The sequence below is a fragment of the Haloarcula quadrata genome (genome assembly GCF_003634715.1).
In the GTDB taxonomy this organism is placed as follows: Archaea; Halobacteriota; Halobacteria; order Halobacteriales; family Haloarculaceae; genus Haloarcula; species Haloarcula marismortui.
In genome coordinates this window covers 1,281,948-1,294,351 of the sequence record NZ_RBWW01000001.1, presented here as the reverse complement: position 1 = coordinate 1,294,351, position 12,404 = coordinate 1,281,948, and the positions used below count along the sequence as shown (strand labels likewise).

The window sequence follows — 12,404 nt, the reverse complement described above, 5'->3', positions numbered from 1 at the left end:
GTCGGACGGGCGTGTATGCAGTTCTGCGACGACTGTGGCTCGATGATGCACGCCGATGGTGACGAGATGGTCTGCCAGTCCTGTGGCGCGCGGGTCGCGAAAGACGAGGACCGCGCGGCGGCGTTCGTCAGCACGGACGAACAGAGCGACGACGAACTGATAGAGACCGAGGAGGGGTCGAACTTCGAGGGGAAGCCCACGGCCGACGACGTCACCTGTGAGGAATGCGGGCACGGCAAAGCGTGGTACACGATCAAACAGACCGGGTCAGCCGACGAACCGCCGACGCGATTCTTCAAGTGTCAAGAATGTGGCCACCGGTGGCGTGAGTACAACTAGAGCAGCGAATCTAGAATCCGGAGCTCTTCGTCCTCGGATATTTTCTCGGAGTCCATACACGCGTGGACAACCTTGTGGACGAGTTCGGGGTCCTGAAACGGGTCGGATTGCGGCGATCCGCCGCCATCCGCGATGGTTTCGACCTGCCCTTCGAGCTCGGCCAGTTGTTCGGAGAGGTCCTCAACAGTCGACTGGAACGTTGTCAGTGTGGTGTTCACCTCGCCGGCTGCTGTTTCGGCCGCCGCGATAGAGGACTCGGTGCTGTCGGACGCGGTATCTGGTTCTGACACCCGACCGTCGGCGTCATCTGGGGTGTCTGTTGACTCCGATGATTCGCTGTCGGATGCTGGGGTTTCGGTCTTACCGGAGGGGGTCGCCGACCCGGTCTCCTGCTCGCAGAACACAGCGTTTGCGAACGCCTCGCGGTTCGTCCAGTCGAACCCGTCGATGCCGTTGACGCGATTGCTCACGGTCGAAGCGGTGACGCCGAGCGTTTCTGCGAGATCTCGCTGGGACGCGGTGGGGTGTTGCTGAATTGCCCGGAGCGTCTCGCGCTCTGTCGACGAGAGGTCCTCGGGGGCCGGGTGCGACTGTGACCCCGCCGACGGTTCAGCCGGTGACTCGTCGGACGAGTCCGTCTCGTCGGTTTCAGCCGGGTCGCCGTGTTCTTCGAGGACCCGCTCGACCAGTTCCGTTGTCGCGCTCGGTACTTCGGCCGCAAGCTCTGCGATGGACGCCTCAGGGTTCTCGGCCGCTACGTCGAGTATTTGCTTGTGACGCATCGATTTGGGGGCCGTTTGGCCCTTCGTTGATTTGCTCATTGATATCACCTCGTAGGGAAGGTGCCGCCACCCAATTCCCCCAACCTGATATACATTTGACCGAAACCAACGGAATTGTCAAAAGCTTTTGGTTAGACACAAACATTAATTAACATGTTATTTAATCAGACCGTGCCTGAATTTCGGTAACACAGACTATGCAGAGCGAGGAGGCAGGTGGGTTCCGGTCGAACGGGGAACGGTCGGTCAAAACAGAATCTGAGCCTTCTGAAGGCATTTATTCAGGGCAGGGCAACCCAGAGTCATGTACCGCCGTCGTGTTCTGGCACTCTGTGGACTGGCTATCATCGGTGCTGGATGTCAGGGTGAGACTGCTGACACCGAAACAGTGACGCCGGTCCGGTCGCCGGTCGTCAGCGAAACTGACACCGGGCCGCCGCCCGCGGTGACGGTTACCGACGCCGCGGTGATGCCCGGCGTCGTGGTCCCGGGTACCGACTCTATCACTGTCCAGCCAGCCGACGGCCAGTTCCTCGTGCTGACAACAAGTATCCGGGGCTCGGGAGTAGACCGCACCGCGTTTTCACTCAGGTTCGACGGGTCGACGTACAGCCCCGAGACGTTCAGGAACGGCCTGTATCGCGATGGCGAGTGGGGCCGACAGTTCACCGAGACCGGTGGGCCGCTGGTCTTCAACCTCCCCGAAACCGGCTCAGCCAGCGATACCCAATTGTCCTGGCCCGGCGGGAAGTGGACGCCACCGGAGGCAGTTCGAGACCGACTCCGAATCCCGCTCTCCTCGTTCGATATCACGCTTGGCGGGCCAGAGCAGGTCACCGAGCCCGCCAAGCCAACGCTTTCGATAACGGTCACAAACACGGGCGACACCGCTGGTCGGTACGTCATTGCACTCAACCGAACCGGTCCACGCGTCGCCTACGCGCCAGTCGGCCGGTTTGACGGAAAACTGAAGCCGGAAGAGACAGCGGTCATCACGCACGACGGTAAAACACCGTACGTCGACGATACGGAACCCCGCGAAGTCATCTACCGACTACGAGCCCCGAAAGACTACAACGACGCGACACACCGAATCAAGCCGGTCGACGAGGAAACCGCAACCGAATCGTAGTGCTCTATCGCGTTCGAAAACCGACTTTGCTTCGCAGAAAGTTACCAGACAGCCATGCGCTGGCGCAGAAGCGCCGCCTCAGACCCCTTCGAGGTCGGACCGGTACTCGTTGATCTTGTCGTCGGCGTCTTCGATGGCTTCGGTCACGTCGTCCGCGTCACCGCTACTGAGGTCGTTGAGCGCCGACTGGATGCGGGCGAGTCGACCGTGGTCCGGGCCGCGTTCGTCAGCCGCAAGACTGTCAAGCTGGTCGGCGAGTTCGGCGAGGCGTTCGCTCGCCTCATCGCTGCCAGTGTCTTCGGCCGCCGATTCGAGCAGTTCACTCGCGGACGCGAGTTCGTCGCGTGTCATACGTGGCAATTTACAGATGGGGACTAAAACGATTCGGCTTACGCGAGCGGGTTTATTTAAATAAGCAATGGGTGTCCAACGGGCCGGCATGACACTCCTGCGTGCAACAATCGCGATAAGGATGACCCGCGGTCGGCACGACGGACAACGTTTACCCCGCACCCGCTCGCAGACGTGCTATGGCAAATTTCCTCTTCTGTTCGCTGGACGCAGCGCTCATCGGCGACATTGCGTGGCAGGTCACCGAGGAGGGACACGACGTTCGCTATTACATCGAGGCCAACAGCGATCAGGAGATCGCCGACGGGTTCGTCCCGAAAACTGACGACTGGCGAGAGGACCTCGACTGGGCTGATGTCGTCATCTTCGACGACATCTGGGTGGGCAGCGATATCGGTACCGGCGAAATCGCACGGGAACTCCGAGCCGAAGGTCACGCCGTCGTCGGCGGGACGCCCAATACGGACGCGCTCGAAGAAGACCGCGGCTACGCGATGGAGATACTCGAAGACCACGGTGTCAACACTATCGAGCACCACGTCTTCGAGGACTTCGACGCCGGCATCCAACACGTACAGGAGAACCCCGCCCCGTACGTCATCAAACCGCTTGGGGAAGTCCAGAACGTCAAGCGACTCCTCTACGTCGGGAACGAGGACGACGGCAGTGATATCGTCGACGTGCTTCGTGCCTACAAGAAGGCGTGGGGCCATCGTATGAAAGGATTCCAGCTACAGCGGAAAGTTGCGGGCGTCGAAATCGCCGTCTGCGGGTTCTTCAACGGCGACTCGTTCGTCGAGCCAGTCAACTTCAACTTCGAGCACAAGAAGCTGTTCCCGGGCAACATCGGTCCCTCGACCGGCGAGATGGGGACCTCGATGTTCTGGGCGGGCCGGAACGAACTGTTCGCGGAGACGCTCGGCAAGGTGGAAGGCTGGCTCGCCGACGAGGGGTACGTCGGCAGCATCGACATCAACTGTATCGTCAACGACAGCGGGATCTATCCGCTGGAGTTCACGCCGCGCTTTGGTTATCCGACCATAGCGCTCCAAGAAGAGTCGTTTGAATCAGAAACGGGCCAGTTCTTCCTCGATCTGGCACACGGGCGCGACCCGGACTTGGAGGTCCATCGTGGATATCAGGTCGCGGTTCGGGTCGTCCTCCCGCCGTTCCCGTTCGACGACGAGGAGACCTACGATGAGAACTCCCGCAACGCCGCGGTCGTCTTCGAATCCGACAGCCGTGAGGGTATCCACATCGAGGACGCAAAGCGGGTTGATGAGCAGTGGCGGGTCGCCGGCGAGAGCGGGATGCCGCTGGTCGTCACGGGCAAAGGCGAAACAATGCAGGCGGCCCGCGAGCAGGCCTACAAGCGCGTCGATGCTATCCGTATCCCGAACCGCTACTACCGCGACGACATCGGCGAGCGCTGGATCGACGGCGACGGGGATCGGTTGCAAGCGTGGGGCTATCTCGGCCCGGCCCTGTAAGGACAGAGTGCCTGCATTGTCTTGCACCGCGCCCTTTGGCACGCGCCGAACGGGGACCTTTATGTGTGTAACACATACTCATGGATGACGAATGGATGCACAAACTGAACGGTCGCCGCTACACGTCTCGCACACCGACCACGACGACGGCTGGACGGTCGCCGTCGACCTCGACTCACTTCAGGTTAGCGACGACCACGTGACAGTTGACATCATCGGAACGGAGGCTATCGTGGCCGTCGACGCCCCGCACCTCCAGACGGAGTTCGACATCGACCTGCCGGCCGCCGGCGCAGTCCAGACACTCAGGAACGGCGTGCTCACGCTATCGCAGCGGAGCTAGCGCTGTCGCGGACTACTTGTTCAGCCGCAGTTTCGTCGTTGTGATAGCTCCATAACACGATGGGACTCCACAAGGGATTTGAGCGTGATGCTGGAAGCGTTCAGTGATGACCACTCATCCCGACCGGGACCCAAGCGACCTGCCGACGATTCGGGGCTCGGTGCCGCCGCTCCGTGCGTGGCTTCGAACGTTTCTCATCGGCCTCTGTATGGGCAGTGCCGATGGCGTCCCCGGCGTCTCTGGCGGGACAATCGCGCTTATCGCCGGGGTCTATGAGCGACTCATTGCTGCGATTACCGCCGTCACTCCGGGCCGGATAGTGCAGTTCTTTCGCGCACTCGCTCCCGTTGACGGCGGTGTCGATGTCCGTGGCGCGTTCTCCGAACTCCTCGAAATAGATATCTGGTTCCTCCTCGCGCTGGTCGCCGGCGTCGCCACCGCTGTCGTCATCGTGACACGAATTGTCCACATCGCCAGTCAGGAGACGCCGGCACTCCTCTTCGGATTCTTTTTTGGACTCATCGCCGCCTCAGCGATAGTGCTACTGCGAAGTCTCACAGTCGACTCCCCATTCCAGGCCGGGGCCGGCGTCGTCGGCTTTCTGGTCGCATTCTACGTGTCCGGCGTCTCGAACGCCGCCACAAATGGTGGCGGCCTCGCACTGGTCTTTTTCGCCGGCATGGTCGGCGTTAGCGCGATGATTCTGCCCGGCATCTCGGGGTCGCTGTTGCTCATTATCCTCGGCCAGTACACCCGCATGTCGACGGCCCTCAGTGAGTTTGTCGACGCGCTCATCGCGCTCGTTACTGGCGGCCCAACCGAAGACGTGACCACGACCGCCGTGCCGGTCGTGACGTTCATTCTCGGCGGACTCATCGGCTTGTTCACCATCGCGCGCGTCGTCCGGCGGGCGCTTGATTACAACCGCCGGGCCACGCTGGCCTTCCTCGTCGCGCTCGTCGTCGGCGCGCTGCGCGCCCCCGTCGTGGAAGTGCAGGACAAAGTGGGTTTTTCGACGGACGTGCTCATCGCGTTCGTGGCCGCTGGTGCCGTCGGCGCGGCCTTCCTGCTCGTGCTCGACTGGTACGCCGTCGACCTCGACCTCGATAAGGTGTAGGGCAGTCAGAAGCCCCAGGCGCGACGGTACTGTGGCGGCCCCTCTATTTCGTCGGTCGCGTCGAGTTCCTTCGCAGCAGTCATCGTGAAGTACGGGTCCCGGAGGTGTTCGCGGCCGACGATAGCCATGTCGGCCCGGTCATTAGCGATGACGGCTTCGGCCTGTTCGGGCGTCGTGATGCCGCCGACAGCGCCGACAGCAATGTCCGACTCGGTTTCCGCTCGAATCTGCTCGGCGTACTGGAGTTGGTAGTTCGGACCGGCGTAATCGGGGCGGGATTCGGGGTGGATGCCGCCGCCGCTCACGTCGATGAAGTCCGCACCGATGTCGGCGAGTCGGTCCGACAGGCGCACGGAGTCCTCGACGGTCCATGCGTCGCGGTCGGGGAGCCAGTCAGTCGCCGAGATACGGACGAACACCGGCTTGTCGTCGGGCCAGACATCACGGACGGCAGCGGTAACCTCCCGTGTCAGTCGCGTACGCCCCTTGAAGTCGCCGCCGTAGTCGTCCTCGCGGTGGTTCGTCACTGGCGAGAGGAACTGATGCAGGAGGTAGCCGTGAGCGGCGTGGACCTCTGCAACCTCGAAGCCGGCATCGAGCGCGCGCTCGGCGGCGGTGCGGAACGAGTCGATGACAGCCTCGATACCGTCCTGGTCGAGCGCTGTCGTCGGCGGTGCCTCAGTGTCCTCGTACGGCCACGGGTCGTCACTCGGGCCGACGACTTCCCAGCCCCCGTCGTCGGGCTGGAGCGGGTCGTGCCCATCCCACGGTCGTTCGATGGATGCTTTCCGGCCAGCGTGGGCCAGCTGAATGCTCGGGACGCTGCCCTGTTCGCTGATGAACCCCGTAATCGATTCCAGCGCCGCCGCGTGCTCGTCGCTCCAGATACCCAGGTCCTCCGGCGAGATACGGCCGCGAGCTTCGACGGCGGTCGCCTCAGTCATGACCAGACCTGCACCGCCGACGGCACGAGAGCCGAGGTGGGTGCGGTGCCAGTCGGTGGCGAGGCCGTCGCAGGCGTCACAGGAGTACTGGCACATCGGTGAAACCATGACGCGATTCGGGACTGTCGTCTCGCGGAGTTCTAACGGTGAGAACAATGCAGTCATCGCCGAGGATTCGCTGGCGAGACGGATAACCGCACTGGCGGCTGCAAGCATCGTCGTTAGTTCCGGCGACTGGTACTGAACGGCCCGCCGCTTGGTCCCTATTCAGTCAGCGACGCACCGGTGTTCCGGGGCGCGACAACGCGAACCGTTCCGTCGACATCGGCCGCATCGAGTGCCAGCACACCCGCGTCACGGGCCTCCGATTCGTAGTCCGCTGTCGTCAGTCCCCAGACGGTTGGCCCCCAAGAGCTCTGGCCGGCCCCGGAGATGACCGGGGCGCTCGCCAGTGAATCGACGAGTGCGCCGGCTGGCGGGCGGTAGACGCCGCCCTGTTCGTCAGCGTACCACGCGCCGTTGAGTCGGCCCAGCCGCGCCGCGGCCTGCCCGAAGTCGTCGTGGTCTCTGGTAGCAATCGCAGGAAGAACCCGGCGAGTCAGTAACGTCGAAATCTCGTCGGCAATGCCGGGGTCGGCGCGCTCGACGGCCTGCCGCATGCTCTGGTCCTCTGCTGCTCCGCTCTGCCCGGGGTCGGTATCCGGGATGACGATGACAAAGCGCCAGTGTGCGGGCACGTCGTGATGCGCCAGCACTGGCGGCACATCCCAGTCGCCTTCCGCTGGGGGTTCGGCCGTGAACCGCTCCGTTGGGTGACCGCCGTCAACGATGAATCCGCCCGACTCGAACGCGGCTACGCCGACGCCGCTTCGGCCGCCCCGTCCCAGTTGCGGCGCGTAGGTCCGTGCGTCAGCGGTCCGGTCGTAGGCCCGAACGACGGCAATGAGCGTCGCCAGCGAGAGCTGTGTGCCGCTTCCGAGGCCGACGTGTCGCGGGAACCGCTCCTCGACGGAGACAGCAGCGCCGGGAACGTCAAGCACGTCGACGACGCGCTGAACGTACGGCTCGGTCGCCGGGTCGTCACACTGGACTGTGTCGGCTCGTGTCGCCTCAACGGTCAGCCGCGGCTCGTCAAGGGCAAGCCCGACACCGCCATAGAGGCGCTCGTGGGCGAGCGAGAGGTTCTGAAACCCGAAATGAAGTCGCGCAGCGGTCGTGACCGTCGGCATACCGCGGCGGAAGTTCCCGACGGAAAAGAACCTGCTGTCACCGGTGGGTTTCGCCGTGCTCTCATGTGGGACGTTAGCGTGAGTACAAGTTATTTAAGGTTGCCCATGGCCTCGGTGAAATATGAGCAATCAGGAGCGACAAGAACGTCCGGAAAAAGACCCGGACCTGCGGAGTACCGAGGTGACGGAGGGATACGAGAAAGCCCCCCACCGCGCGATGTTCCGCGCGATGGGCTACGACGACGAGGACCTCTCCTCGCCGATGATCGGCGTTGCGAACCCCGCTGCCGACATCACGCCGTGTAACGTCCATCTCGACGACGTGGCCGACGCCGCCTACGATGGTATCGACGACACCGAAGGGATGCCAATCGAGTTCGGGACTATCACCATCTCCGACGCCATCTCGATGGGGACCGAGGGGATGAAGGCGTCGCTCATCTCGCGTGAGATAATCGCCGACTCAGTCGAACTCGTCACCTTCGGCGAGCGCATGGACGGCATCGTCACCATCGGCGGCTGTGACAAGAACATGCCTGGGATGATGATGGCCGCCATCCGGACGGACCTGCCCAGCGTCTTCCTCTATGGCGGCTCCATCATGCCCGGCGAGCACGACGGGCGTGAGGTCACTATCCAGAACGTCTTCGAGGGCGTCGGCGCGGTCGCCGACGGGGAGATGAGCGAAGGCGAACTCGACGAGATGGAACGCCATGCCTGCCCCGGTGCGGGCTCCTGTGGCGGGATGTTCACCGCCAACACGATGGCATCTATCTCCGAAGCGCTCGGTTTCGCGCCGCTCGGGTCGGCCTCCCCGCCGGCCGAACACGAGTCCCGCTACGAGGAAGCCCGCCGAGCCGGCGAACTCGCCGTCGAAGTAGTGCAGGAACGCCGTAGCCCCTCAGACTTCCTCACCCGCGAGTCCTTCGAGAACGCCATCGCCCTGCAGGTTGCGGTCGGCGGGTCGACCAACGCCGTTCTCCACCTGCTCGCGCTCGCGGCGGAGGCCGGCATCGACCTCGATATCGAGACGTTCAACGAAATCAGCGCCCGGACGCCCAAAATCGCCGACCTCCAGCCCGGCGGCGAGCGGGTCATGAACGACCTCTACGAGGTCGGCGGTGTCCCGGTCGTGTTGCGGGCCCTGAACGACGCCGGCCTGCTCCACGGTGACGCGCTCACGGTCACGGGCAACACAATCGCAGAGGAACTCGAACAGATCGACCCGCCAACGGTCGAGGACCTCGATGTGGACTATCTCAACACTGTCGAGGACCCCATCCACGAGCGCGGTGCAATCCGCATCCTCTCCGGCAACCTCGCGCCCGACGGTGCGGTCATCAAAATCACCGGCGAGGACCACCTCCACCACGAGGGGCCGGTCCGCGTGTTCGAGCAGGAAGAAGGGGCCATGGAGTACGTGCAGGAAGGCCACGTCGAGTCCGGCGACGTGATCTGTATCCGCAACGAGGGGCCACAGGGCGGCCCCGGGATGCGAGAGATGCTCGGCGTGACCTCTGCCGTCGCCGGCCAGGGCCACGCAGAGGACGTGGCGCTGTTCACTGATGGGCGCTTCTCCGGTGCGACCCGTGGCTTCTCTATCGGCCACGTCGCCCCCGAGGCGTTTGTCGGCGGCCCAATCGCCGCTCTGGAGGACGGCGACACCATCACCATCGACATCGACGACCACGAACTGTCAGTCGACCTCACTGAGGACGAGATGGAACAGCGCCTCGAAGACTACGACCCAGAACCGACGTACGACAGCGGCGTACTGGCCAAGTACCACAATGATTTCGGCTCCGCGGCCAACGGTGCGGTGACGAACCCCGGCGCGAAGTGGGACTGAGAGCCTAACGACCTCAGGGTTTTTATCGGACCGAACAGCGCTGTCAGTCCGGCAGTACAGACTTATTTCCGTGTGACCGTGATGAGGCCCTCTTTGAGCGCCGCTTCGAACCGTTCGTCCAGTGTCATCTGGTCCCAGCCATCCGGCTGGTTCTCCGTGGCGATTGTAGAGAGCGACTCAACCAGCGACCTGTGGAGGAACCGACCGTTCTCGCCGCACTCGCTGCAGGTCCTGATGATCGACCGAACCTCGAAGTTTCGCTCGACGGCGTCCTGACATCGGGCGCACACGTACGTTTCGGACACACCTAGCTATACGCTGTCCGGATACTCGGTTGTTGTGAATCCTTTCAAGTGTGTGTCAGTATTGACTATCGACTGCCCCGTCAACGGCCCGTTCTATCGAATATCACGCCACTGTTCTCTGGTCGAGAGACAACCATCGTGACATGAGATTGGCCTATAGCGAGCATTTCAGTTCACGTAACGGGCCAATCCGGAAGTCGGCTGGTCGCTTCGGGTAGCGGTGTCCAGTATCGGCTGGAGGAGTCGTTCCGCTGTTGTATCCTGTTTTATTTTCATCATGACTGCTAAACCTATTTACAACCCCGGGACAAATCATGGGCGTGTTGATGTCCCCGCCGACAGTCCTCCTCATCGCTGCCGAGACTACTGCTGGAGAGCAGTTACAGGCGGCACTTGAACAGGCAGCAATCGACGCCACGGTTGAGACGACCGAGCCAGAATGCGTCGATACAACGCTGCTACGTACTGCGGTTGACTGCCTCGTCGTCCCGGTGACGTGTGAGGGGATGGCGGGCGGACACCTAGCGGAGGCGGCTACGGGACTCTATCCGGACCTCCCGGTGATCATGTACGGCAGTGCGGCGGACCGTGGAGGCCATATTCAGACGGTCGCTGCCGACGATCTGGGTTCGCCGGAACTGGCAGCCGCAGTCGGTGAGGCGCTCGAAAACAGTGAGACAATGGCCGCACGACCGGCTTCCCGGCCGGAGACGATTCTCGCCACGATGTTCGAACGGAACTCCGAACACCTGTACGTAAAAGACACTGACAGGCACTATCTGCTGCTCAACGATTCCTCGTACGCACCCCCGGAACTGCTTGGCCGGCGAGACGAAGACGGACTCCCCGCCGGGGCGACGTATCTGGATGCAGCACGCGGCGACGACTTACAGGTCATCAACGACGGGACCGACATCCTTGATGTCCATGAGTTCTCGCCGTCGATGGGGAAACACCTCCGAACGTCGAAGGTCCCCTGGTACGACGAAACCGACGAGCTGGCCGGCCTTATTGGCATTACGCAGGATGTCACCGACCAGAAGGAACGCGAACGCCTCCTCAGGCAGCAGAACGAACGCCTCCGGAAGGTGGCGTTGCTGGCCGCACACGAACTCCGAAACGAACTGCAGGTATCGACCGGCCACCTCTCCCAAATCGAGGCCGATGACGAGCACGTCGACGCAGTCGAGCGTTCTATCGACCAACTCTCCGGGATTGTTGATAAGGTCGTCTCGCTGGCCTCAAGTGATTCGCCGACGTTCGAACCCGAACAACAGTGGCTCTCGACGGTCGTCTGGGACGTATGGAGTTCGCTGTCGCTCGAAGCCGCGTCGCTTGAAGTAACATCTGACAGGCGACTGCTGGCAGACGCGGAGTCGATGCGCCTGTTTGTTGAGATTCTGCTCTCGAACGCTGTCGAACATGGCGGCCCCGACGTTGCGATACGCGTCGGGGCCACGTCGTCTGGATTCTTCGTCGCGGACGATGGGCCCGGTGTTGATGTCTCGCCACCGGAGCGGGTGTTCGAGGCGGGGTACGCATCGGAGAAACAAAACAGCGGGTTCGGACTCTACATCGCCAACCGGATCGCAAAAGAACACGGGTGGTCGCTGTCGGTCGGTGACAGCGAGAACGGCGGCGCACGGTTTACCGTGACCGACGTGGAACGACCGGATTAAAGCTCGAAGGTCTCGTCGCCGTCAAGGACGTGAACGTCGGCATCGCTTCCGGTGCCTTTGACCTCGTTCACGAAGTCTTGCGTCTCGATTTCGATGGGTGGGAACGTGTCGTAGTGCATCGGGAATGCGTGGTCGACGTCCAGCCAGTCGACAGCAACGGCAGCCTGCATCGGTCCCATCGTGAAGTGGTCGCCGACCGGCACCGCCGCGGCGTCCGGTTCAAGGAACGGGCCGATGACGTCGCGCATCTCCGTCATGAGACCGGTGTCGCCGGCGTGGTAGAACGTCGTCGACTCTGCGTCGCTGACCTGTGTCGGCTTCGTATCGGAGATGATGAACCCGCCTGGCATCCCGCCGCTCGCGCCGTAGCTGGTTTCCATGCCGTTCGTGTGGTCTGCCCGGTGCATCGTGACGAACGCGTCGCCGATTTCGACAGTGCCGCCGAGGTTCATCCCCATGCCGCCGACGGCGTTGAACTCGCCGAAGTTGTCCTTGCAGTACTCGACGACCTCCGGCGTCGCCACGAGCCCACAGCCCTCGTAGCGGTCCACGTCGCCGATGTGGTCGGCGTGGCCGTGGGTCAACAACACGTAGTCCGGGTCCAGTTCTTCGGGGTCGGTGTCTGTGTGTGGGTTATCGAAAAACGGGTCGATGAGCAATTCGGTGTCGTCGACTGTCACGTGCCACGTCGAATGGCCGTACCATGTGAGTTCCATACCGGATGGACGCTACTCGTGGCGTCTACTTAATATTACAGTGGACTGGCTCTGTGGTGTCCGAGCGAGAGACCGGTCCCAAGCTATCACCGCTGGCAGCACCCAGTCATGGTGATTATCCGAAGGGT

General features: G+C 62.6%; 13 protein-coding genes. 7 read left to right on the top strand and 6 right to left on the bottom strand.

What is annotated here, in order from left to right; translation table 11 throughout:
• The first annotated feature begins 15 nt into the window (after positions 1-15).
• Positions 16-339 carry a transcription factor S gene (locus BDK61_RS06660; protein WP_004593290.1) on the top strand — a complete coding sequence of 108 codons (324 nt, stop codon included), beginning with the start codon at positions 16-18 and terminating at the stop codon, positions 337-339.
• On the opposite strand, the gene BDK61_RS06655 is transcribed toward BDK61_RS06660, so the two are convergent.
• Positions 336-1,121: a winged helix-turn-helix domain-containing protein gene (locus tag BDK61_RS06655; protein WP_121302767.1), complete on the bottom strand. Its 786-nt coding sequence runs from the start codon at positions 1,119-1,121 to the stop codon at positions 336-338. The two genes, BDK61_RS06660 and BDK61_RS06655, sit on opposite strands and share 4 nt — an antisense overlap.
• 304 nt (positions 1,122-1,425) lie before the next feature.
• On the opposite strand from BDK61_RS06655, the gene BDK61_RS06650 reads away from it, so the two are divergent.
• Positions 1,426-2,253: a hypothetical protein gene (locus BDK61_RS06650; RefSeq protein WP_121302765.1), complete on the top strand. Its 828-nt coding sequence runs from the start codon at positions 1,426-1,428 to the stop codon at positions 2,251-2,253.
• A 78-nt stretch (positions 2,254-2,331) separates the two neighbouring features.
• Here BDK61_RS06650 and BDK61_RS06645 read toward each other — a convergent pair whose 3' ends face one another.
• On the bottom strand, positions 2,332-2,604 hold the full coding sequence (locus BDK61_RS06645; RefSeq protein WP_121302763.1) for a DUF7553 family protein: 273 nt from the start codon (positions 2,602-2,604) through the stop codon (positions 2,332-2,334).
• Positions 2,605-2,783: 179 nt separating this feature from the next.
• Here BDK61_RS06645 and BDK61_RS06640 point away from each other — a divergent pair, with 179 nt between their 5' ends.
• From BDK61_RS06640 to BDK61_RS06630, 3 genes are all read left to right on the top strand, one after another.
• Positions 2,784-4,094, top strand: a complete 1,311-nt coding sequence (locus BDK61_RS06640; RefSeq protein ID WP_121302761.1) for a phosphoribosylglycinamide synthetase C domain-containing protein — start codon at positions 2,784-2,786, stop codon at positions 4,092-4,094.
• Positions 4,095-4,185: 91 nt separating this feature from the next.
• Entirely contained in the window at positions 4,186-4,437 is a 252-nt protein-coding gene (locus tag BDK61_RS06635) for a DUF7127 family protein (protein WP_004962681.1), read from the top strand.
• Positions 4,438-4,543: 106 nt separating this feature from the next.
• Positions 4,544-5,554 carry a DUF368 domain-containing protein gene (locus BDK61_RS06630; protein ID WP_121302759.1) on the top strand — a complete coding sequence of 337 codons (1,011 nt, stop codon included), beginning with the start codon at positions 4,544-4,546 and terminating at the stop codon, positions 5,552-5,554.
• A gap of 5 nt (positions 5,555-5,559) precedes the next feature.
• Here BDK61_RS06630 and BDK61_RS06625 read toward each other — a convergent pair whose 3' ends face one another.
• Together BDK61_RS06625 and BDK61_RS06620 are read right to left on the bottom strand one after the other, a co-directional pair.
• Positions 5,560-6,663 (bottom strand): NADH:flavin oxidoreductase/NADH oxidase, encoded by a 1,104-nt coding sequence (locus BDK61_RS06625; RefSeq protein WP_121303910.1) that lies wholly within the window; start codon positions 6,661-6,663, stop codon positions 5,560-5,562.
• A gap of 98 nt (positions 6,664-6,761) precedes the next feature.
• On the bottom strand, positions 6,762-7,727 hold the full coding sequence (locus BDK61_RS06620; protein ID WP_121302757.1) for a beta-ribofuranosylaminobenzene 5'-phosphate synthase family protein: 966 nt from the start codon (positions 7,725-7,727) through the stop codon (positions 6,762-6,764).
• A gap of 121 nt (positions 7,728-7,848) precedes the next feature.
• Between BDK61_RS06620 and ilvD the strand changes: the two genes are divergently transcribed.
• A complete protein-coding gene (gene ilvD / locus BDK61_RS06615) occupies positions 7,849-9,576 on the top strand; it encodes a dihydroxy-acid dehydratase (RefSeq protein WP_121302755.1) in 1,728 nt (575 codons plus the stop codon).
• 62 nt (positions 9,577-9,638) lie between these two features.
• Here ilvD and BDK61_RS06610 read toward each other — a convergent pair whose 3' ends face one another.
• Complete coding sequence (locus tag BDK61_RS06610; protein ID WP_004962695.1) at positions 9,639-9,881, bottom strand: hypothetical protein; 243 nt, start codon at positions 9,879-9,881, stop codon at positions 9,639-9,641.
• Positions 9,882-10,207: 326 nt separating this feature from the next.
• Between BDK61_RS06610 and BDK61_RS06605 the strand changes: the two genes are divergently transcribed.
• Positions 10,208-11,560 carry an ATP-binding response regulator gene (locus BDK61_RS06605; RefSeq protein WP_121303909.1) on the top strand — a complete coding sequence of 451 codons (1,353 nt, stop codon included), beginning with the start codon at positions 10,208-10,210 and terminating at the stop codon, positions 11,558-11,560.
• Here the strand turns inward: BDK61_RS06605 and BDK61_RS06600 are convergent.
• Positions 11,557-12,276, bottom strand: coding sequence for a metal-dependent hydrolase (locus tag BDK61_RS06600; protein ID WP_121302753.1), 720 nt, complete (start codon positions 12,274-12,276; stop codon positions 11,557-11,559). The genes BDK61_RS06605 and BDK61_RS06600 overlap by 4 nt on opposite strands.
• Positions 12,277-12,404: the final 128 nt, after the last annotated feature.